30 protein-coding genes are annotated in these 22,517 nt (G+C 38.2%); all 30 read left to right on the top strand.

Annotated elements, in window-relative coordinates:
• Positions 1-638, top strand: a 638-nt coding sequence (locus ACYVQZ_RS06905) for a DNA primase family protein (protein WP_461240670.1), incomplete at its 5' end; no start/stop codon positions are given.
• 256 nt (positions 639-894) lie between these two features.
• Positions 895-1,203: a VRR-NUC domain-containing protein gene (locus ACYVQZ_RS06900; RefSeq protein ID WP_461240677.1), complete on the top strand. Its 309-nt coding sequence runs from the start codon at positions 895-897 to the stop codon at positions 1,201-1,203.
• Between the two features lie 11 nt (positions 1,204-1,214).
• Entirely contained in the window at positions 1,215-1,364 is a 150-nt protein-coding gene (locus ACYVQZ_RS06895) for a hypothetical protein (RefSeq protein ID WP_461240669.1), read from the top strand.
• Between the two features lie 45 nt (positions 1,365-1,409).
• Entirely contained in the window at positions 1,410-1,979 is a 570-nt protein-coding gene (locus ACYVQZ_RS06890; protein ID WP_461240668.1) for a hypothetical protein, read from the top strand.
• 2 nt (positions 1,980-1,981) lie between these two features.
• Entirely contained in the window at positions 1,982-2,143 is a 162-nt protein-coding gene (locus ACYVQZ_RS06885) for a sporulation protein Cse60 (protein WP_461240667.1), read from the top strand.
• Between the two features lie 2 nt (positions 2,144-2,145).
• Positions 2,146-2,367 carry a hypothetical protein gene (locus ACYVQZ_RS06880; protein WP_461240666.1) on the top strand — a complete coding sequence of 74 codons (222 nt, stop codon included), beginning with the start codon at positions 2,146-2,148 and terminating at the stop codon, positions 2,365-2,367.
• Between the two features lie 2 nt (positions 2,368-2,369).
• The gene (locus tag ACYVQZ_RS06875; RefSeq protein WP_461240665.1) at positions 2,370-2,732 is read left to right on the top strand and encodes a YopX family protein; all 363 of its coding nucleotides are present in this window, start codon (positions 2,370-2,372) and stop codon (positions 2,730-2,732) included.
• On the top strand, positions 2,725-2,913 hold the full coding sequence (locus ACYVQZ_RS06870) for a hypothetical protein (RefSeq protein ID WP_461240664.1): 189 nt from the start codon (positions 2,725-2,727) through the stop codon (positions 2,911-2,913). The genes ACYVQZ_RS06875 and ACYVQZ_RS06870 overlap by 8 nt, the downstream gene beginning before the upstream one ends.
• The gene (locus ACYVQZ_RS06865; RefSeq protein ID WP_461240663.1) at positions 2,900-3,109 is read left to right on the top strand and encodes a crAss001_48 related protein; all 210 of its coding nucleotides are present in this window, start codon (positions 2,900-2,902) and stop codon (positions 3,107-3,109) included. The genes ACYVQZ_RS06870 and ACYVQZ_RS06865 overlap by 14 nt, the downstream gene beginning before the upstream one ends.
• A complete protein-coding gene (locus tag ACYVQZ_RS06860) occupies positions 3,106-3,231 on the top strand; it encodes a hypothetical protein (protein WP_461240662.1) in 126 nt (41 codons plus the stop codon). The genes ACYVQZ_RS06865 and ACYVQZ_RS06860 overlap by 4 nt, the downstream gene beginning before the upstream one ends.
• Before the next feature lie 86 nt (positions 3,232-3,317).
• Positions 3,318-3,764, top strand: coding sequence for a sigma-70 RNA polymerase sigma factor region 4 domain-containing protein (locus tag ACYVQZ_RS06855; protein WP_461240661.1), 447 nt, complete (start codon positions 3,318-3,320; stop codon positions 3,762-3,764).
• A gap of 315 nt (positions 3,765-4,079) precedes the next feature.
• Positions 4,080-4,412, top strand: coding sequence for an HNH endonuclease (locus ACYVQZ_RS06850; RefSeq protein ID WP_461240676.1), 333 nt, complete (start codon positions 4,080-4,082; stop codon positions 4,410-4,412).
• 261 nt (positions 4,413-4,673) lie between these two features.
• Complete coding sequence (locus tag ACYVQZ_RS06845; RefSeq protein WP_461240660.1) at positions 4,674-4,853, top strand: hypothetical protein; 180 nt, start codon at positions 4,674-4,676, stop codon at positions 4,851-4,853.
• A 126-nt stretch (positions 4,854-4,979) separates the two neighbouring features.
• Positions 4,980-5,300: a P27 family phage terminase small subunit gene (locus ACYVQZ_RS06840; RefSeq protein ID WP_461240659.1), complete on the top strand. Its 321-nt coding sequence runs from the start codon at positions 4,980-4,982 to the stop codon at positions 5,298-5,300.
• Positions 5,297-6,973, top strand: a complete 1,677-nt coding sequence (locus ACYVQZ_RS06835) for a terminase TerL endonuclease subunit (protein ID WP_461240658.1) — start codon at positions 5,297-5,299, stop codon at positions 6,971-6,973. The genes ACYVQZ_RS06840 and ACYVQZ_RS06835 overlap by 4 nt, the downstream gene beginning before the upstream one ends.
• Before the next feature lie 19 nt (positions 6,974-6,992).
• Positions 6,993-8,141, top strand: a complete 1,149-nt coding sequence (locus tag ACYVQZ_RS06830) for a phage portal protein (RefSeq protein WP_461240657.1) — start codon at positions 6,993-6,995, stop codon at positions 8,139-8,141.
• On the top strand, positions 8,125-8,907 hold the full coding sequence (locus tag ACYVQZ_RS06825) for a head maturation protease, ClpP-related (RefSeq protein WP_461240656.1): 783 nt from the start codon (positions 8,125-8,127) through the stop codon (positions 8,905-8,907). Before ACYVQZ_RS06830 ends, ACYVQZ_RS06825 begins: the two co-directional genes overlap by 17 nt.
• A gap of 33 nt (positions 8,908-8,940) precedes the next feature.
• Positions 8,941-10,113 (top strand): phage major capsid protein, encoded by a 1,173-nt coding sequence (locus tag ACYVQZ_RS06820; protein ID WP_461240675.1) that lies wholly within the window; start codon positions 8,941-8,943, stop codon positions 10,111-10,113.
• On the top strand, positions 10,059-10,391 hold the full coding sequence (locus ACYVQZ_RS06815) for an Ig-like domain-containing protein (RefSeq protein WP_461240674.1): 333 nt from the start codon (positions 10,059-10,061) through the stop codon (positions 10,389-10,391). The genes ACYVQZ_RS06820 and ACYVQZ_RS06815 overlap by 55 nt, the downstream gene beginning before the upstream one ends.
• An 11-nt stretch (positions 10,392-10,402) precedes the next feature.
• Positions 10,403-10,711 carry a head-tail connector protein gene (locus ACYVQZ_RS06810; RefSeq protein WP_461240655.1) on the top strand — a complete coding sequence of 103 codons (309 nt, stop codon included), beginning with the start codon at positions 10,403-10,405 and terminating at the stop codon, positions 10,709-10,711.
• Positions 10,695-11,081, top strand: a complete 387-nt coding sequence (locus tag ACYVQZ_RS06805) for a hypothetical protein (protein ID WP_461240654.1) — start codon at positions 10,695-10,697, stop codon at positions 11,079-11,081. The genes ACYVQZ_RS06810 and ACYVQZ_RS06805 overlap by 17 nt, the downstream gene beginning before the upstream one ends.
• A complete protein-coding gene (locus tag ACYVQZ_RS06800) occupies positions 11,078-11,494 on the top strand; it encodes a hypothetical protein (protein WP_461240653.1) in 417 nt (138 codons plus the stop codon). Before ACYVQZ_RS06805 ends, ACYVQZ_RS06800 begins: the two co-directional genes overlap by 4 nt.
• A complete protein-coding gene (locus tag ACYVQZ_RS06795; protein WP_461240652.1) occupies positions 11,491-11,883 on the top strand; it encodes a hypothetical protein in 393 nt (130 codons plus the stop codon). Before ACYVQZ_RS06800 ends, ACYVQZ_RS06795 begins: the two co-directional genes overlap by 4 nt.
• Before the next feature lie 42 nt (positions 11,884-11,925).
• The gene (locus ACYVQZ_RS06790; protein ID WP_461240651.1) at positions 11,926-12,489 is read left to right on the top strand and encodes a major tail protein; all 564 of its coding nucleotides are present in this window, start codon (positions 11,926-11,928) and stop codon (positions 12,487-12,489) included.
• A complete protein-coding gene (locus ACYVQZ_RS06785) occupies positions 12,453-12,785 on the top strand; it encodes an Ig-like domain-containing protein (RefSeq protein ID WP_461240673.1) in 333 nt (110 codons plus the stop codon). The genes ACYVQZ_RS06790 and ACYVQZ_RS06785 overlap by 37 nt, the downstream gene beginning before the upstream one ends.
• A gap of 83 nt (positions 12,786-12,868) precedes the next feature.
• On the top strand, positions 12,869-13,174 hold the full coding sequence (gene gpG / locus ACYVQZ_RS06780; protein WP_461240650.1) for a phage tail assembly chaperone G: 306 nt from the start codon (positions 12,869-12,871) through the stop codon (positions 13,172-13,174).
• A 44-nt stretch (positions 13,175-13,218) separates the two neighbouring features.
• Positions 13,219-13,377: a hypothetical protein gene (locus tag ACYVQZ_RS06775; RefSeq protein WP_461240649.1), complete on the top strand. Its 159-nt coding sequence runs from the start codon at positions 13,219-13,221 to the stop codon at positions 13,375-13,377.
• A gap of 18 nt (positions 13,378-13,395) precedes the next feature.
• On the top strand, positions 13,396-17,628 hold the full coding sequence (locus ACYVQZ_RS06770) for a phage tail tape measure protein (protein WP_461240648.1): 4,233 nt from the start codon (positions 13,396-13,398) through the stop codon (positions 17,626-17,628).
• Between the two features lies 1 nt (position 17,629).
• Complete coding sequence (locus ACYVQZ_RS06765) at positions 17,630-19,774, top strand: distal tail protein Dit (protein ID WP_461240647.1); 2,145 nt, start codon at positions 17,630-17,632, stop codon at positions 19,772-19,774.
• A gap of 12 nt (positions 19,775-19,786) precedes the next feature.
• Entirely contained in the window at positions 19,787-22,501 is a 2,715-nt protein-coding gene (locus ACYVQZ_RS06760; protein WP_461240646.1) for a phage tail spike protein, read from the top strand.
• Positions 22,502-22,517: the final 16 nt, after the last annotated feature.

The following is a 22,517-nucleotide window of genomic DNA, read 5'->3' as shown; positions in this document are numbered from 1 at the left end:
TAGAAAATGCACGGCTAGTCACATCATCAGAGCCAAATGACGGAGTCCGATTGGATGAAGGATTAGTCAAGCAATTAACTGGTGGTGATACCGTAACAGCACGTTATCTATACGGCAAAGAGTTCGAATATCAACCACAATTCAAGTTGTGGTTAGCAACTAACCACAAGCCAATCATTCGTGGGACTGATGACGGTATCTGGCGCAGATTAATGTTGATTCCATTTAAAGTTCAGATTCCAATTGAGAAAGTCGATAAAGACCTGAAGTACAAACTTGAACGTGAATCAGTTGGCATTCTGAACTGGATTGTTGAGGGAGCACTGAAGTGGCAACGTGAAGGATTAAATCCGCCAGAGAGTGTGACAAATGCTAGCAAAGAATATCGTGATGAGATGGATGTAATCACAATGTTTGTGAATGAGTGCTGTGATACGGATGTATCATATCGAGCACCAGCTGGTGAATTGTTTAAAACTTATAAAAATTGGGCAGTAGAAAATTCAGAATACTCAATGAGCAAGCAAAAGTTTGGACGAGAGATGCAACAGAAGTTCGATTATTCAAAAGATCGTAATGGAAGGTTTTACTCAGGTTTAAGAATTACACCAGATACTAGATTAGATTGGATTAAATAAAAAATGTGACGGATGTGTGACGGATGATTGAAACGCTACAACCGTTGACACTATTACCAATAGACCCACTTTTTTATATATGTGACGGATGTTTTAGTTAAAAGTATATATAGAGAAGAAAAAGAATGTATATAAGAGAAAAGAGTTTTGATAAATATCCGTCACATCTGTCACAAGACATTCAAAAACATTGTGGGAGTAAATCATCAGCGATTTATTTATCCGTCACATTATCTGTCACATCGAGGTGAAACTTATCAAATCAGAACATCAAATACAATCAGAGATTTTAGTTGCATTGTCCAGGGCAGGTTGCACAGTCTGTCGAAGTAATGCTGGAAAAATTAGAACTAAGGATGATCGCACAATTATGTTGTTCCCGAAAGGGTGGCCAGATATTACAGGATTTCGTCAATCAGACGGAAAAATGGTTTTAGTCGAAGTTAAAAATGAAAAAGGTAAGCTACGACCTGATCAGAAAACATTTGCAAATTATATAGCTAAGTTCCCAGTTTTATACGGTGTGGCTAGAAGCGCTGATGACGCATTAAAAATTATTCAGTAAGGGGTACGGATATGCACAATGAATACAGAGAAGTGAAGTGCTATGTGGTGAAGGTTAAGGATCATATCTTAAAAGTTTTTTTAGATCGAGACATGGCAAGCAAATATTCTAAGGGACATCAATACAGTATGGTAACGACTGCTAAAATACGGGTTGCATAATGCAAGATAATTAATTGTTATATACAAATAGGGAGTGAATAAAGGATGAAAATTGAAACTACACTGCATGAATTTTATAAAACGATAGCTAACCAAAGAAAATTAACTGGAGACAGTGGATACACATATAGTCCTCTTGATAATGAAATAGAAATGAGTTTTCACACGGCAAATTATACTAAATTCGACATTACCGACCTAGTCAAGGATCAACTCAAAGTCAAAGTGCCAGAGGAAATACCATGGGATGTTTATGAAGAGCTTGTAGGTCATCAAACTTTGTTTAACCTCAGTTGGCTTTTGACAGATGATGAAACAACTAAAAAATGGCTGTTAGCCAGTGGCAACGGTCAAGAATTAGGCAAGCGTCAATTAATAATTGCACGTGGCTTAATTCACGGCTTCAAACTAGCAGAGCGGAAGTTTAGAGTTCCGTTGCAAGGGTTAGCCTTTGGCGGTGATAAACGTTATGTTGCTTATAACACAGAGGTAGAAGAGTTTGATGCGAGCACTGAACGAAGCATGTATCAATTATTATTCACAGATTCACAACTCAAAGACTTAAACGCACCCGAATGGATTATGCAACTGCCAAGGGAATATGTGGAGGAATAGATATGAAAGTAAAGTTATTTAGATATGGTGGATTACAGATTTCACCATTAGATGACGCAATTAACAATTTTATTCTGAATAAAAAAGTTATTGATATCAAATACCAAATGACGCAGGGTAACGGTCTATACATGTTTTCAGCACTAATTATGTATGAGGATTAGCTATGAAGGTAAACACAACGTTTTACAAATATGTATCTGATAACACAGACATGTCATTCAGTGAGTTAGCAGACAAGTTGAAACGGGAAAACGCAAAAACACCGTATTCAATAACTACATTTAATCGGTTATCACACGGGCTTCATACATGGAATAGATATGACGATTTCGTGTTTTGGCTGATTGATCACAAGTTACAGAAATTGATTAAGTGGGAGGAATGAAGATGATACCTAGATTTAGAGCGTGGAATAAGAAACGTGAAGTTTTAGAGAAAGTAAAACTAATTGATTGGTACCGTGAAACCGTTGATTTTAAACGTGACACTGAAGTGCCATTTGAAGATGTGATTTTAGAACAGTGGACCGGCTTAGAAGATAAGTTGCACATTGATATTTTTGAAAACGACATAGTTCTTGTCACAGGGATTTCTGTACCAGCAAAAATTAGCATCATTCAATGTTCGTTAAAACTAAATTATTTGGACGGTGATTATGAATCCATTATCCCTGCTGATGATTATGAGTTTGAAGTTATCGGAAATATCCACGAAAATGCAGAGCTATTGGAGAGTGAACATAATGAATGAAAATTGTGTGTATTGCCATGAGCCATATAAGCCAATCATCAAAGCTAACGGTTATGACAGCATGGACGTTACAATCACAAGCAATGGTTGGTTAGAAGAAAATGGTTCAAATGGATATGGCGGTTCAACAACAATTAACTATTGTCCAATGTGTGGGAGGAAACTAAATGAAAGCGACTAAGGAAGCACTAAGAGATTTAATTATCGAACAAAATGACCTTGATCTTAAAATTGCAAGTGCTCAACAAGCAATTCAGAAACTAGATTTTGAACAACAGGGATTGCTTAACACGCAAGTTATGTACATGAAAGGTTATCGAAGCACGCTTACTAGACGGATTACAGCACTCCGATTCAAGGGGGACGCTGGCAAATGAAATATGTAATGGCAACATTAGGCGTAATTGCAGGTTATTTCTTAGTACAAGGATTAGTAATCATGTTCAACGTAATGGCATTCATTATGTTTGTGGCTTGGGTATTATTGAAAATTGCATAAAAAAAGACGCCCATCTCTGGACGCCCGACCACTCAAAATCATAACTTCAAAATGATTATACCATAAAAGACAGGAGTGACAGGGGTTTGGAAGATCATAATAGTTTTCAATGGCTACAGACATATTTAGCAAATGAAGAAGAGATCATGAACATTGAGCTAGATATGAAACGTTGTCTGATTGAATTAGCAAGGTGGCAAGATGGCGACTTAAGTACCGTTAAACTAAACAAGAACTCGAAAGCGTCTGCACTCGAAGATATCATTGCGAGTCATGAACGTAACTTAGAACAGGACTATCAACTGCGTGCAGAAGTATTAAAGCTATTGGATAGATTTGACGGTATTGAGAATCGAATACTCAAAGAGAAATATATCAACGGGCTATCGTTATCAGAGATTGCTGATATCCCTGATATTGGGTATTCATACGCTACGATTAAAAGATTACACGCTGAATTAAAGCGCCGTTTGACCTGGTTAGATATGTGGGACGTACATGATGATCCAAACCAAATTAACCTGTTTGAATAACGTAACGTGGTATCAACAAAGTAGCACCCTAAATAGTGCCGACTTATTGCTTCCGTGGTGTTATCTTAATAGCATGATATTTTGTCAGAGAGCGATATAGTATTTTAATTCGATGATCTGTTCGACAACAGCGTGTACTCTGATTGGATATCATTTTTTTGTTAAATACGTGAAGGATTGAACCTAGACTTGTGTTCTTCATCATAGTTTCAACACCTTTCACCAAATTAGAAATAGAACTATATTTATACATCAACCGTCACGGGTTCAATTCTTGTGGCGGTTTTATTGTGGGGTGAGTTAAAAGATAATGCTATGAACATTAAGACAGATACACACGAACAACGTGCATTGTTCTACAACTCAATGGAGTGGCGACACTTGCGTGACTGGGTTATGCAACGTGATAACTATGAGTGCCAGAGGTGTAAGGCTGATGGCAAGGTCACTACTCAAGCAGATAGCGTATTAGAAGTAGATCACATCAAAGAGTTAGAGTACTATCCTGACTTAGCATTAGATGCGGATAACCTAAGAACATTGTGTAAGGACTGCCACAACAAACGACACCACAGATTCAACTATGCATCAAAGGATAAGCAACATAAGATTAAGAACAAATGGAGTGATGATGAGCGATGGGATTAGATATGAAGTACACAGCACATAAGCCTAACATCTATATCAATCTAAGCACTGATAGTAAAATACCAAGATTATATGTTAATGATGAGCCAGCAGCCATAGTGTCATGCAGGTATGAGTACCACACATATAATGACGATAGGGACACAGGCAAGAACATGTATCACGTCATGTTCTATCTCAAGTCAGAAGAGTTACCAACACTTCATGAACTTCATATTGATCAAGTTAATAATCAGATGTGGATAGAGTAGGGAGGACAGCATGGAAGAACAGGTAGTGTATGTAGTAATAAAGAAAGCTTATGGCCTAACCATGACAGACAAAGCATTCATGTCTATCCACAAGGCTAAGGCATATGCCAATGTGATGAATAAGGCCATGTCAGCTCAATTAAAGGTCTCAGCTCGTTACTATGTGGAAAAATGCTTTCTCAGAAAATAATTTCAAAAAATTTTTCTACCCCCCCGCCTAAAAAATTTCACTCAGAAATTTGAAATGGGAACCGGTGGATAGGACTCGACTTCGGAAAAATGTGTTAAAAATTTACTTAGATAGGGGGGGTGTGCAGTGACATTAACCAAATTGGAAAGATATTTTAGAGATAATAGTGATCAAAAAGACCAACTTTTGCAGAAGAAAATTGAACGTTATATTGATTTAGAAAAGCTGTATCGAAAATTAGATAAGACGCTAAACACCGATGGTGTAGCCATTGTTGTGGAAAACAGCACTCAGAAGTTTGTTAAAATCAATCCAGCTATTACAGAGAAGCAAAGGCTGAACACACAGTTGCTTGAATTGGAAAAAAACATCAAAAGTATGATGAATCCTATTCGGAAAAACGCGCCTAAAACGCCCCCTAAGGGGAATAAAGGTGGTTTGGTATGATTCATCAAAAGTATGTAGATGAGTACCTAAAAGCCTACGATAACGGCATTATTTTACTGAATAAAGAACGAATCATGTTAATTGAGTATTTAAGGAAATATGTGCTCATAAATGAAGATTTATATTTTGACGAAGAGAAGATAGACGATTGCATTAAGTTCACTGAGAAGTGGTTTTTTCCAACAGCTCAGTATCAAAAATTCTTAATTGCTTTCGTCTTTTTGTATGACTCGAAAACAAATGATATTTATTATGATGAACATTTTTGGATTGTTGGTCGGGGAGCTGGAAAAAATGGATTAATTAGTGCACTGAGCGCTTACTTCATCAGCCCTTTAAATGGAATACCTGGTTACAATGGTTCAATTGTTGCTAATTCAGAAGACCAAGCCAAGACTTCGATTGAAGAAATATATAATATTGTTCAATCAAATGCTGAAGGACTTTCAGTGTTCAATGCTAATAAATCAAAAATTGAAGTTGCTGATACACATTCTACTGTGGTTTACCAAACTTCTAATGGTAAGACGAAAGATGGTCTGCGAGACGGATTTGATGTCTTTGATGAAATTCATATGTATCAAGACGATTCAGGAGTTGCGGTTTATGAATCAGGTCTTGGTAAGGTACCTGAATCGAGACAATTTGAATTAGGATCAGATGGTTACGTTCGTGATGGATATTTAGACGGCAAAAAGGCAATCGCATTACAAGTTATGCGTGGTGAATTACCGCCAGATACGATGTTCCCTTTTTGGTGTAAATTGGATAATCCGGAACAGGTTGATGATGAAAATAATTGGCAAATGGCAAATCCAATGCTGGTCAAACCAATGACAGAGTATGGAAAAACATTGCAGCGCAAAGTCAAAAAGCAATACATCAAAATGCAGTCACAGCCCAGTATGCGAGAAGAGTTTATGACGAAACGGATGAACTTACCACTTGTTGATCCTGAAAAGTCGGTGGCTCCATATGAACAAATTAAAGCTACTAATCAGCCATTACCTGATTTGTCGGGACGCGAGTCAATGGGCTCTGTCGACTTTGCAAGTATGCGTGACTTCTGTGCTGCAGGGTTGACTTTTAAAATGCACGGCAAGTATTACCACATTCAACATCAGTGGGCGCGCAAAGCTTTTGTAGATAAATATTATGGCTATTCTAGCAATGAAAAAGCACGGCCAAAGAATGCAGCTCCAATTGAAGATTGGGAAAACGCAGGGTTACTAACAATTGAAAACAAGCCAACTATTGATCCAAAGGTTGTAGTTGATTGGTTTGTTAAGCAAAGAGACAACTACATGATCGACACAATTTGGATTGATAACTTTAGGGCTGACTTGTTGCGTCACTTCTTTGAAGATGCTGACTTTGAAGTTGAAGTAATTAGAAATCCAACTGCAGCTGATGGTCTATTAGCTCCCCGAATAGAAGATGGCTTTGCTAATAACAAATTCATTTGGGGAGATAATCCATTAATGCGTTGGAATACACAAAATGTTCTGGTCACTATTGATCGGAACGGAAACAAGAAGTATGGCAAAAAAGAAGAACGTAGACGTAAGACGGATGGTTTCAAATGTTTTGAATACGGCCTGTGGCACGCTGATGATTTACCAGACGTTGATATAGACGAAGAACTGGGATTGTTGTCAGGCCTAGATTTTTAAATTGAAAGAAGGTGATTATGTGGCAAGTTTTAAAAATTTCATGGAACTTTTTACTAGACGGCAAGATGCTAGTTATATTTACGATGCTGATTTGCTAGACGATATTGGTAATAAGGTATATGCAAAACGAATGGCCATGGATAAAGTGATTAATTTTATTGCTCGATCTATCAGTACTACTGAGTTTCAATTTATGAACGGTGTTCAGAAGTTAGACACACCATGGTCGTATAAGCTAAATGTTAAACCAAACACTGATTTATCCGCTGCTAATTTTTGGCAAGAAGTAATTTATAAATTGCTATCGGATAACGAAGTGTTAGTTATCAAAAATGATACTGATGATCTGTTAGTGGCTGATGATTTTGTGCGAAATGAATATGCCAATTATTCAGATACATTTAGTGGGGTAACAGTTAAACAATACACATTTCAACGAACATTCAGTATGGATGAAGTATGGTACATGAAGTACAACAGTAAAGAGTTAGAACGATACGTAGGTGGCTTATGGAATGATTATGGAACATTATTTGGGCGATTGATTGAGATCAATTTACGTAACAATCAAATCCGAGCAACTGTTAAGGCAAACGTGACTAATGGGACACAAGAACAGCGTTCAGCGTCATTGCAAAAATATATTGATAAGATTTTTCAATCGTTTAAGAAGAATAGTGTTGCAATTGTTCCTGTTACTAAAGAGTTTGATTACAACGAAGTATCTGGTGGCGTGGGAGATAAGAACCAAGACGTTAACCAGGTGAGTGGACTGCTAGATTCATTTACTGATGACGTGGCAAATATTCTTGGTGTACCACCTGCTTTAATCCATGGCCAAATGGCAGAAGTTGATCAGAACAATAAAGCCTACATCAAGTTCTGTATTCAACCGCTATTGAAGAAAATTAGGGATGAATTAAATGCCAAATTGTTTACCGAATCTGAATTTAGATCGGGTAAACATGTTGAAACAATCGGAATTGATACACCTGATCTGTTTGAAATGGCTGAAGCAATTGATAAGACGATTTCAAGCAGTGCATTTAGTCCTAATGAGATTAGACGAAAGCTTGGTTATGACCCGCGCGAAGGTGGAGATACATTTGTCATGACCAAAAACTATGACACAACGAAAGGAAGTGATAATAATGACACCACAGATTAATATTAAGGGCCCTGTTGTTTCAGACGGCGATAAATGGTTTTACGATTATTTCAAAATGCCAGCTGTATCGCCTAGTGACATTAATGATGCTCTACCTGATGACGGGTCAGAAGTTGATGTTATTGTGAACTCTGGTGGCGGGCTTATTGATGCTGGTAGTGAGATTTATACCGCATTACGGAACTATGACGGAACTGTCAACGTGCATATTGTAGGAATGGCTGCTTCAGCTGCTTCTGTAATTGCAATGGCTGGTGATCATGTTGAAATGAGCCCAACTGCACAAATGATGATTCATAATGTGCAGTCAACAGTATCTGGTGATTCTAATGATCACAAAAAGGAAGCCGGAGTACTCGAAACTTTTAATAAGAGTTTTGCTACACCCTACATTGATAAAACTGGTATGTCTGAAGAAGAAGTATTAAATATGATGAATGAAACGACCTGGCTTAATGCTGAACAAGCTAAAGAAAAAGGGTTAGTTGATGAAATCATGTTTGATAAACAAACTGACGCTGATTTACAGTTAACTAATGCATTTGGTGCCGGATTGGTATCCACAGATATGATTAGTGAAGCAAGGGAGAAGCTTTTAAAAAATAAATCCGTAAAAGATCAAACAGTCCAAATTTCGTTAAGTGATGAAAGCATTGGTGAAATTAAAGACATTATTGATAGCAAGATTAAAGATTTTGAAGAAACAACCAAGTTGAATAAGAAAAACAAAATCGAGCAACGGGTTAATCCGATGTTCGTTTTTTAGCTCAAATATAAAGGAGATCATAAAATTATGACTATGCAATTAAGTGGAACACAATTTACTAACTTTAAAGAAAAACGTACAGCCTATGCGGACGCTGTTAAAAGTGGAGCAGAAGCTGAAGTACAACAAGCAGCATTCACAGATATGATGGATGCCTTAAGTGAAGACACAATGGCCGAAATCAAAGAACAAGTTAAAAATTCAACCGAAGCAACCTTTGCTGCACAACGTCAAGACCCAAAGATGACTAATGAAGAAGTTAAATTCTTTAACGAATTAACTACTGAAGTTGGCACTAAGGAACCTAAACTATTACCTGAAACTGTTGTCACAGAAGTATTCGATGACATGGTTCAATTACATCCAGTACTTAGTGTAATCGGATTACAAAATCAAGGTATTAGTTTGAAGATTATCCAATCTGATGCTAAGGGTGCAATCGTTTGGGGTAAGATCTTTGGCGATATCAAAGGTCAACTTGACGCTACGTTCGATGTTACAAAAGCTGATCAAAGCAAAGCAACTGCCTTTGTAGCATTGCCAAAAGATATCGAAACATTTGGCCCATCATGGATCAAACAATATGTTGTTACACAAATTACCGAAGCATTTGCTGCAGGAGCTGAAGCTGCATTTATTTCTGGTGATGGTAACGACAAGCCAATTGGTTTAGATCGTGATTTATCAAAGGGTACTACAGCTAACGAAGTAACAACTTATCCACAAAAGGCATCTGCTGGTACATTAACTTTTGCTGATACTAAGACAGCTGCTAAGGAATTAGCAGGGTTGATTAAAACATTATCAACAAAAGAAAATGGACATCCTGTTGTTGCTAAAGGTAAGACTGTACTTATTATGGCACCTGGTGATTCATTAGACGTTGAAGCGCAATTCATGGTACAAAACTTAGCAGGCCAATTTGTAACAGCATTTCCATTTGGATTAAGTACTGTTGAATCAGAATTTGCTCCAGAAGGTAAAGTAATCGCCTTTGTTCAAGGACGTTACGATGCATACCAAGCTGGCCCATTAAGTATTGCAGTGTTCGACCAAACATTAGCAATTGAGGATATGGATTTATATGTTGCAAAACAATTCTTCTATGGCAAAGCTAAGGATAATAATGCTGCAGTTGTTTATGATTTAGCATTAGCTGCACCAGGTACTACACCAACAGAAGCTACCACAGCCCCAAAAGCGTAGAGCCAACTCCGAAACCAGCGACTAGCTTAACTATGAGCCAGGCAACGGCTTCGATGAAAGTTGGCGACACTAAGCAAGTAACGGCCACATCTGATCCAGCTGATGCTGATGATGCTGCAACTGTGAATGGTGCAATTACTTATGCATCTGATAATGAAGCAATTGCGACTGTAGGGACAGATGGCACTATCACAGCAGTAGCAGAAGGTTCGGCCAACATTACTGCAACTAGTGGAGCATTTACCGCGTCAGTTAAAGTTACAGTTTCAGCCGCTTAGGTGGTGATTAGATGAGCGAAAAAGTCACGTATACAGATTTGTTGCAAGGCGTTAAAGATCGTTTACACATCTTTAATACGGCGCAAGATGATGATTTACAGTCCTCAATTAACGCTTCAGTGGACGCTATTAAGCAAATTACTGGTTTTACAGATGAAACTGATACTGAATTCATTGAACTTGTCAATGAGCGGGTAAGGTATAGCTATAATGATTCACTTGAATATTTTGAAGACAATTTCAGTAGTCGTTTAATGAGTTTATCGTTAAAAGGGTACAAACCTAGTGAAGAAGGTGATTCTAGTGACGGTACTGAATAAATACCAGATACCAGAAATTAAGACTAGTCAGTTAAATACACTAGTCTATTTTTATAGTCAAAATTCAAATGGCCCTGAGCCAGGCACACATAAAGGTGATGAACTTTTTCATTGTCTCGCCTTAGCATATGATCCAAGTTCAAAGGATCAAGTTGTGTTGGATGCACATAGTGTTACCGAAGGATTGACAATTAAAATACCAGATCCGTTGGGTGATTATATCCCATCAACGTCAGATTTGGTTGAGATACAAGATTATCGATATCAAAACTCAGATAAGACATTTAAACAGTGGAATATTGTTGAAGTTGCACATGATTTTGAAAATAATAGGTTCGTTAAGATTATTTTAGGACGTGATGGATCATGAATGGTGGAGATGTCACAATCAGGGGAATGGATGAAGTTCTCGAAAAAATGGAAAAGAAACTTGGTTCTGCAGCAGTTGCTAAATATTCTAACCAGGCTTTGCAAGTTGCTGGCCGATATATGGCAGTCCAACTCAAGAATGCAGTTGCTTCGTATCGTGATACTGGAGCGACTGTTCATGAAGTTGTTGTTGGAAAGTCAAGATTAAAACATGGTACAAGGCTTGTTCACATTGGTTGGGATGGAAACGGTTCAGTACAACGGTATCGGCTTGTCCATCTTAATGAATTTGGCTACACGCGCTTTGGCCGTACTTATTCACCTCGTGGTTCAGGCAAAGTTCAAAACGCCTGGGATTCATCTAAAACGAAGATGAAAGAATTAGAAAAACATGAATTGGAGAAATTATTATGATTCAAGACATGCTAACTAATATCTACGATGCGTTGCTAAATGATTCATTAATTGAATCAAAGTTGAAAAACCATATCTTTTACTACGACTTTCCAGAGAGTGAAGATACCAAATCAACTAAACTAATCATCAAACCATTGCGTCCACCCCAAGATCAAACAGGCGGAAGTAATCAAGGATTAACGACAAACTTTATTTTTCAGTTAGATGTTCAGTCAACTGATAGAAAATTATGTAAACAAATTCAAGCAGCTATCAAAAAAGTGATGGCTGCTTTTAATTTGTCTCAACTATCCGATGGTCTAGATGAGTATTTCGCTGACACGGGGATGTATGTTGATGCTCGTAGATATGAAGGAAACACAAAACTATATGACACTAATTATTAAATTGAAAGAAGGAATTAAATTATGCTAGTAGGATTTAAAAGAATGAAGATTCAACCATACATGGCTGATGGCACACCAAACGGTGATGTTATTGTTATTGAAGGTAAACAAGACAAAGGTGCAACAACAAAATTTGAAATTTCAGGTATGTCAGTTAAAGCTACAAAAGTTGCTGGATCAGACATCACTTATTACATCTCACGTAAAGGTGTTGGTGATCTTGCCGTTGCACTAGGTATCTTGGATATGCCTGAAGACGCATCAGATCGGTTATTAGGATTCAAGACTGGCGACAACAAGATTTCGTATATTGGAAATGATACAGAAGCACCTTATTGTTCAGTCCTGATGGAATCATCAGATGGACACGGTGGAAAAGCCTTATTTGGCTTCTTTAAGGGCGTATTCTCACGTGATAAAGTATCCGCAGACTCATTGGATCCTTCGGAAACTTACAAACCTGAAGCAGATGATTGGGACTTTACAGCAATGGCATCTGACAAAGATGATGAAACTAATGGCCAATATGTCGGTAAATATGTTGGTTCAGATGAAGAAACAATTACTGCATTAACTACACAGGTTCTAGGAGACCCAAAAGTGTAGTCCCAGCTGAGAACGCTGGTGAAACAACAGTCGCTGTTACTGGATTATCTTTTAATCCAACCACAGTATCTGTTGAAATTGGTAAAACAGCACAACTAAATGCTGTTGTAGCACCAAACAACGCAACCGAAAAGACAGTTACTTATAAAGTAGCCGATACAACGATTGCGACAGTTGACGCTACTGGTAAAGTAACAGCTGTTAAAGCAGGATCTACTAAGGCAACTGGAACTACGAAAGATGGTAGCAAGACTAGTGATGTAACAATCAATGTCACTGATCCAGTTGCAGGATAAAAAATTAAAAATAACTAAGTCGCCGCTGAAATACACAATACGGAAACGGGCGGCTTTTTTTGCTATGTGAGGAGAAATTAACAATGACAAAACCAGTATCAATTGATTTAATGATCAAAGGAAAAAAAGAACATTTTGAACAGACATTTGTACCATTTAGAAAACAAATTGAAATGTTAAAAATGAATCAATCAATCGAAGAAACGCAAATCACACAGGCTGAATGGTTAGAAAAAAAGGCTAAGTTTATTGCCAGTTTGTTTGATGACAAACGTGTTACTGCAGACGCTGTATTAGATGGATTGAGTTCCGCAACAGCAACAGATGATATGGAAAATACTATTGCAGAAATGCTTGGTGTCGACCCAAACGAGATAGCGGAAGCCTAGACGAAAAGGTTTCCGCTAAAGAAGCTCTGGACGGAGTTTATAAAATGATTAAATCAATTTTAAAAATTTATCCAGGATTCTCAATTAACGATGTTATGGACACTGACTACAACACACTGATTAGCACGATACAGGCAGAAGATGTGGAACCAGAAGCTAAAGAAGAAGTTATGTCACTGGCTGACTTTGTTAGATCAATATAGGAAAGGAGGACAATATAAATGGCAGAACCATTAGGCCAAATGGTCATTGAGTTAGGATTAGATAGCTCATCATTTGGCAAAGGATTAACTGGTGCTAAGCAACAGGTTAAATATGCAATGGCTGAGATGAAGTCTGGAATGTCTGTCATGTCAGCTAGTGGGAAACAATTAGATGTTTTAGCTGCTAAGCAACGTGGATTAACAAGCGTAATCACAGCACAAGAAAGAGTCGTCAAAAGTCTGAAAAAGTCTTATGATGACTCTTTTGTTAATGGTAAAGCGACGCAAGCAACTACAAGGTTAGCAACACAATTACAGAACGCTAATGCAAAACTTGCATCATTCAGAACGCAATTAGCTAACAATGCTAGCGCTATGGCTAAGGCTAGAGTTGAAACCACAGGGTGGACTGGTGCATTAAATAAAGTTAGTAAGGCTAGTTCATCTATTGGCGGGAATCTTAGTAGCATGGGTTCAAAGGTTAGCAAAGTATCTGCACCATTGGCTTTAGGATTTACTTTGGCTGCCAAGTCGGCAGTTGATTTTGACTCACAGATTAGTGCCATGGGCCCACTGTTAACCAATGCTGGGGCTGTAACAGCTAAGTTCAGGGCTCAATTAGATGAGTTAGCAAGCAGTTCAAAGAAATGGTCAATGCAGTACGGTATTTCTACCACAGAAATTAACAACGCTATGTCTGAAATGATTAAGCGTGGTTTCACAACTAAACAAGTTATGGGATCTATGCCAGCCGTATTAGATGCATCTAAGGCTTCGGGCGAATCATTGGGAACTGTAATGCAAGCTACAGCTTCAATTGTTGAGCAGTTCGGGTTGAAGACTAACTCGGTTCAAGGAACCATGAAGAATACTCAAATGGTTACCGATTCGCTAACTTATGCTGCTAATGCAACTGCAGCTGGTTTTGGCGATATGTCGGAAGCTATGAGCTACGTTGGACCAGTTGCTAAAGGATTAGGGTTGAGCGTTCAACAAACAGCTGCTGCAATTGGTGAATTGAGTAACCGGGGTATTGAAGGCCAAAAAGCAGGTACAAACTTACGTGGTATTTTAACTTCGTTGGTTAAACCGACTACTCAAAATACTGCTGGATTTAAAGCAATGGGTCTAAGCTCTAAACGGCTACAAGAAGACTCGCATAACCTGCCACAATTAATTGATGATATTACTAACGGCACAAAAGGTTGGTCAAATGCTGAACGTGGAAAAGCTTTAGCACAAGCATTTGGTCGTGAAAATCAAGCCGCCGCTAATGCATTAATTGATGCAGGTTCTGGCAAACTTCGTGAACTGACTAAGAATACTGAAGATGCTGGTGGTGCAACTAAAAAGGTTGCCGACCAATTAAACGATACAAAAGCTAATCAAATTAAAAGATTTCAATCATCTGTTCAACTTCTTGGTGTAACGATAGGTGAGAAACTTCTACCAACCTTAACGCCGCTTGTAAAAGAAGCCACGAATGTAATTAATGGCTTTAGTAAAATGGACGATTCAACACAACAGTTGATTATACATATGGGATTGGCTGTTGCAGCTGGAGGCCCTTTATTGAAACTGACGGGTGGTTTATTTAGTGGTTTCGGTAAACTTGGCTCTGGTGTTGTGGGCGTTATTAGTAAGTATGAAGGATGGCGCGCAAAAACAGCAGTTTTAAATGGAACTGTTAAAGGTACCGAAACTGTAGTAGGTGGTATGTCTAATACCGTTGGTAACAGTTCTGGAATTGTTGATCAATTTGGAAAAACATTAACTACGGCTAATAGTACTGCCACTAATGCGCGTAGTGGTTTTAGCCTACTAGGCAGTACATTCTTAACTGCCGGGGGTGAGGCAGGTGTTCTAGGTACCGCTATCAGTCCATTAGGAGCTACTATCATTGGTGTGGGTGCAGCAGTGGCCGCGGGTACAATTATTTGGGAAGCATGGGGCAAGAAAGCTTATGAATCTTCTCAAAGAGCTTCCAAATGGGGTTCAGATGTTGGAGCAGCAGCCGACAAATCACTCACAAAAATGAGCCAGTTTGTGTCGACTACTAACGCACAGTTAAATACGTTTGGTACGAGTTCTTCATCTTCAGCTAAACAAATGAGCAGTGAATTTGGTAAAGCATTTAAACAAATGCAAAAAGATTCAAATGATTCAATTTCTAAAATGCAAAAAGATGTTGATAAACTTCCTGCCAGCGTTCGTGGTGAAGCTCAAAAATCACTGGATGCTAAGAAAAAAGGTAATGCGGCACTTCTTAAAGAAGATGATGCACTGACTAAGAATGTGCAGGCAATCTATAAGAGAGCCAGCAAAGAACATCGAGATTTAACTTCTGATGAAACGGTCTTTATTAGAAACGCTCAACAAAAGCTTGCGAATGATGAAGTTTCATTGTTAAATGTTTCAGCATCAAAAAAGAAAGCTATTCAAAAAGCACTAAACGGTGATATTGAGTCGATGAATAAACAACAGATTGCTGATGCAATGGATGGCTTAGACAAGTTAATTAACCAAGAACAGAAGTCGTACCAGACACGAAGTAAAACTTTGAAAAATAGCTACAAAGAAGGTTTAATTTCTGAAAAATCTTACAACCAACAATCTAAGGCATTGAAAAAAGAACATGCATCCACAATGAATTCATATTTAGGTGATGAAATTGAAATGTGGCGTAGCCAGGGGTACTCAATTGATGAGATTAATACAATGCTTTCTGATTACGGTGTGACTTACAAGTCTGTTATGTCAGCTAATGAAAAAGCTGCTCAAAAGGCTGCAAAGTCCAATAGTTCATTAATGACAGTCACAAATGATATGACAAAACATGCAAAGAAAGCTGCAAATGACTGGAACAAATTAGTTTTTGATCCTAAAACTGGGAAACTGAAACAAAACGCCCAGGATGAAGTTAACAAGGCAGCTAAATCAAAAGATAAATGGAATGAAATGCTTTTCAATGCCAAAAAAGCAAATGCTTCTTCAAACGTTAAAGCCATGGTTGTTGAAGCGGCCATTCAGAGTAATCGTTGGAATAGTATGAAACTGGCTGATAAAAAGGCGCTAGTTAAAGATGAAGCATCGTTGCCCATTATTAATTCGTTAACAAAATCAGGTGAATGGAACAAGTTAACCCTAAAGGAACAAAAAGCCATTATTAAATCTGATGGTGGAGCGGATATGATTAAGACTTTGAAATCAACTGGAGCTTGGAATAGCATGACATTAAAGCAACAGGTGGCTGCTATTAAAGATAATGCTACTGGCCCGATGAAAGGTGTTAAGCTTTCAACTGCACAATGGAACAGTATGCCAGTATCAGTTAAGAATGCAATCGTGAACGATATGGCTAGCGGTAAAATGAACAACGCAAACAACATGGTAAAAGGTTGGAACACGATGCCGGTGAGTGTAAAAAATGCGATTGCTAATGACTTAGCTTCTGGAAAAATCAATCGAGCACATGGTACAGCGAATGCATGGAATTCAATGTCAATGCCGATGAAAAAAGCTTTAGCAAATGATTTAGCTTCAGGTAATGTCAACAAAGCTAGAAGCAACGTTAGTGCTTGGAATAAATTACCAGCAAGTAAGAAATCAGCCATTGCAAAAGATAATGCGAGTGGCCCAGCAAGAAGTGCCATTTCTGCAATTAGATCGTGGAACAAACAAAGCCCTGTTACACATGTGTTTAAATCAATCACAGAATACATTACTAAGCACATTAAAGGTAAGAAAACAGGTTCACGTAACTATGAAGGTGGGCCAGCGATGGTCAACGATCAGATGGGCGCAACTTTCCGTGAGTTAATTCAATTACCAACTGGAGAGCAATTTATTCCACAAGGTCGTAACGTGATTATGGATATTCCAATGGGTTCGAAAATCTTTACTGCTCATCAAACATCTAGAATGTTTCCTGGATTGCCTCAATTTGCTGAAGGTTTAAACGTACCTGCTAGCGCAGATATTGTTAGACAACCAAAAGAAATTGTTAATACCATTTTTACCAATGTCAATCAAGGCGATACAGATATTAGGCAGAATAATGATTTATTCGACCAGGTTTCTGCACTTGCCAAAGGTGTTTCAGAGTTAGTAACTGCAATTAAGTCGCAAAATAGCAAAGAAGTTGCGGTGATTCTTGATAGTGACGTAATGGCACGTGGTGTTGCTCCATTAATTACTAAGGAACAAGAACGGCTGGAATCACAAAGTAATCGATTAAGGGGGATCAAATAATATGGCACTTTTACAAGTTTGGTTTGATGGTATTGAACTTAGTAAATACCTAAAACCAACAATGGGGAAAGATGAACTTATTTTGCCTAAAAGAACTGATGATCCTGTCGACATTGGTTCAAGAGACGGGCCAATTTTTAGAAGTACTCATTTTAATGAACGGGTTATTGAAATGCCGTTTATTATTGATGGTGGTGATGTTCGAAAAAAGGCAAGACAAATTGCTCAAATTCTTTACACAAAAGAACCTAAGAAATTGATTTTTAGTGATCACATGGATAGATATTGGTTAGCAATTCCAGAAGGTGAAATCTCACTACCTGAAGATGATAGTGTGAATCTAACAGGAACCATTAAATGGGTTTGTTATGAACCATTTTCATACGCTATGCAGGAAGATGAGTTCACATTGGACAACGAAGAAAAAACTGAAAACTTTGTTATCGATTTTAAAGGTAAAATCAAAAATGACTTAACCAGCAATCCTAATTCAATTTGGGGCGCTGAAGATAAAGAAAATGAATCACGTACACCAGATTCGTTTTGGTGGGAGTGGTATCAGAATTCATATGCAGTTGTTCAACAAGAAGATGGGCACTACGATTCGTATACTCGTGATACTGAAGGAAATTCAACCAGGTTGATGATGAAGTTTGACGTATTGAAATCAATTGATAAGGTATACCCTGGATTTTGGCAAAAGTATGGAATTGTAGATAAAAATGCTAAACTTGAATGGCTTAGAGCAAACATGACTCATTTTGAGTTCGATTGTTGGTCTTTTGGACGAGAAGCTAATGGGTTCGGTGTTATAGTTCAACTTTGGAACGGAACAGAGTGGGTTGGCATAGAATCTAATACTGCTAGTTCACCATACAAAAACACGTATTCATTTAATACAGCAAATGAGGCCATTAACTACATTGATAGTGATGGCTATTTTTATGCCATGACTGCAACCAATGACGCAAGTGCAACAGACAAAACAGTCATATATTTAGACTATGCTTGCTTGAATATTTCTGCTACTCTGCCAGTTACCGAATCATTGGAGATTCAAAACGATGGTCCATTGCCGGTACCAGTTCGTTTTGAGGTAACTAATAAGGGCGACAACGGTTTCTTTGGATTCAGCAATGGTGATCAATCAATCCTAGTTGGTAATCCTAGTGAAGAAGACGGAGGAATACTAAGCAAATCCGAACGGATATTTACCACGAACCAAAATAATACAAACGGCTTGAAACAGTGGACAATTAACAACGCAACTATTAATACTTCAAACGAAAAGGCAACTCAAAGTGGCGCGTTTGAAGATCCTAGTGTTATCAAAGAAAAACGTTGGCGATTACGTAACGCTCAGGCTGATATTAAAACGGCTTGGGGTGCTGGCGATTCGTCAGGACGCGGGTGGCATGGGCCATCTGCAACTGCTGAATTTGCAACTGATTCACAAGGAGCAACTGGGGCAGTCAACTTCACAGCTCGGTTCTATGTTCAATTCTTATTTGGGAACATGAGCCAATCGGGGCTTCAACAATGCAATCTTGTTGGGCCGGATAAAGAACTGTTAGTATGCGTTCAAATGTGGAAAGACGTCAATAAACATAACGGTTTTTCAATCAGAATTGGCGACAAAGGTTGGATATATCGAGATAATAACAATGCACGTTGGGACAACTTCTTTGGTTCAATTGAAATTAAACGCTACGGAAACACGTATACGATTAACATTCAAAATGTTGAGGGTAGTGGGCCGAAAACAAAACAAACTGTTACCTACGATGATTCTGATAGCGCGGCTATCAAGTGCCAGAATGTATCTTATTGGAAAGCTCGTTGGGGAAACGTAACTAAGCATAACAATGTTATGTATAACGACTTATACGATTTTTGGATTCAAAAAGATAACGTAGAACATTATGTAGACATTCCAAACCTTTTTCATGACGGTGATGTTTTGAAAGTTGAAGATAATAAAGGTGCTGTAGAAAGTAACTTAAACGGAACCTTAATTTTGGGATATCAAGAAATTGGTTCAAAATCAATCATTGCTAAACCAGGTAGAAATACAGTTGCTTTCATGTATTCTGATTTTGCGAGCGCACCTGAAGTTAAGGCTTATATACGAAAAAAATATATTTAAGGAGGCTTTGAATTGCAAGTTTATGTATTAGATAGAAGTAAGAACACTCTAGCTACAACATCTCAGATTTATGATGATATTCACCATAAGGAATTGACAGCTGGCGCTTCAACGTATAACTTCACAGTTGACAAGTCAGACCCTGCAGCTCAATACATGGTTTCCGGAAATTATATTGTATTTAAGGACGATCAAGGAAAGCCTTGGTCGTTTTCTATTTTGTACTACGATGAAACACAGCAATCGAAGAAGATTTATACGGAAGATGTAGGTATTGAGTTAATCAATAAAGCGATGGACGTTTGGTATTTTGAAGAACCTCATGATTTCAAGTATTACTTTGATCTAGTGACAGATGGTACACCATGGGAGCTAAATGTTAATCAACTAGAAGGCCTCAGTAGAACACTTAATTATACCGGGAGAGATACCGGCTTAGGCAGGTTACTGTCTATTCTTAAAGGCTTCGATAATGCAGAGTGTGAGTTTGTCATTGATATGAAGGGCACTGTGCCAGTAAAGTATGCAGTGAATGTGTACAAGCAGGTTGGTTACCATCAAGACAATATTCAAATTGTTTACAATCGCGAATTGAATGACATCACTAAAACCGAATCGAGGCAGGATTTCGTTACTGCTCTTGCGGGAGTTGGTTCAGTAATTCAAGATACAAGCGATACTTCTACAGGTGACGCCTCTAAGCCACAGAAACACGTTAGTTTTAAAGATCTCGAATATAACGGCGGAGATTATGTATCAAAAGCTGGAGATCCGTTTATTCGTGCTGTTACGGCTAATAAACAATTTAATCCTGGCGACCAAGGTTATGTTGAGAATTTCTATGATTATGAAACAAGCAACGTACAAGAGTTGTTCAATAGAACTCTCAGTCAATTAGTCGACCGTAGTAAACCAGCAGAAACTTATGTGGCTGATGTTAAAATCATTGACCCAACACTTGATATTGGTGACACGGTTAAGATTATTGACCATGATTACAACCCAGCTCTTTATTTAGAGGCTAGAGTTGCTACGTTGGATAAATCATATACTGATGTCACAAAAGGGTCTGTTACATTCACTAATTACGTTGTATTGCAAAGTACTATTGATCAACAATTGAAAGCTCTACGTGAAAAAATCAATGGAATTCGTAATGGCGATACTTACTATGTGTGGATTAGATATGCTGATGATGATAAGGGCACAAATATGTCTGTATCACCTGATGGTAAATCCTATGTTGCAATTGTGCCGATGAAAAATCAACCGATATCTTCTGATAACCCAGCTGACTATGTGGGCAAATGGTCACTAATTAAAGGGTCAAACGGCAGAAATGGGGACAACGGTAAAGACGGCACTAGTTCATACTTGCATATTGCTTATGCGAATAGTGTTGACGGAAAAGTGGACTTTACCACTGATGAGACTGAGGCCCATAATCGAGACTATCTTGGAACCTATACTGATTCAACTCCAGCTCAATCAGTGAATCCTTTGGAATACGTATGGCAATTAACACGTGGTGCAAATGGAGCCCCTGGGCAACCAGGCAGTAAAGATGTTCCAGTTGTCACTATTAGTGTTCATGAACCTACTAATCCAAAAGAGACTGATATTTGGTATCAACAAACGATTAATGATGATGGTACTAAAATAACTGGTTATTTCGTCTACACTTCAGGAAAATGGCAACCGTTTAAAATTGATCAATCCACCCTAGTACTCACTAAACTAGTATCTGTTGAGATTGATTCTGCCACAATCAATTCCCCTGATATTTCTATTCCATTTAGCTACAAAAATGAATCAAACGTGACTGTAGCGGGTACGTTGGAAATTAAAGATGGCGAAATCCTTAGTATTAGTAACAGTACAACAAGTGCTGGAAATACTGCAGGTTGGAGCAGAGTTCTTTTTGGTGCAAACGGTTATTCTTATAGTTCGTACAATGACGAAACAGATTACAAGAATGATGTTCCTAACGCTTCAGCAAGACTAGCTTCTGACGGAATGTATATGAATTCCAATATCAACAAAGAAGATGGTAATGGTGTTGATACTGCATACATGGTGTATGGGGTTATGGGTGATAATGCATTTGGCGGTGATGGACATAAAAATATGCTTTTAACTTTTGCCGATATGTTGAAATACACTGCTGATGAACAGACAATGAAAAGCACAACTATGGAAGATGGTGACCCAGTATACAATTGGTTCGATTTAATGTCGGGAATCATGTCACATCCTAATTTGCTAAAGAATGCCAGTTTGAAAGACGGATTGACAAACTGGAAGTCTAACAACGGTGTTTGGTATCATACTGGCTTCGGTCATGACGGCAACAACGGAGTAGCTATGAATAACGGAAACAAAGGTGATAATTGTTGGCAACATCTGGCAGTGGTGCCATATACAGGGAATCTTTTGTCGCTGTCCTATTGGTTCATTAAATATGACAGCACCAGTTTGAAAGATACGGGTATGGCCATTAGTTTTGAAAAGTCAGATGGCTCAGTTATTAAACGGTATAACTGCTTTGTTGATAATGCAGCTACAGTAAACCGTTGGGCTTATATGACGTTTAATCCTATGGAAGTTCCTTCAGGGGCGCAACAAGTATCAATCATGTTTGCCACTGGAGATGGAAAAGGACACATGGCGATTTCTCAACCAATGGTAAATCTTGGTGACAAGGTATGGCCGTATCAGCCAACATAAAAAAGGAAGTGAGCAA

This window comes from Paucilactobacillus salsurae (assembly GCF_054784995.1).
The sequence above is the reverse complement of the archived record's forward strand: the minus strand, read 5'-3'. Positions and strand labels throughout refer to the sequence as shown.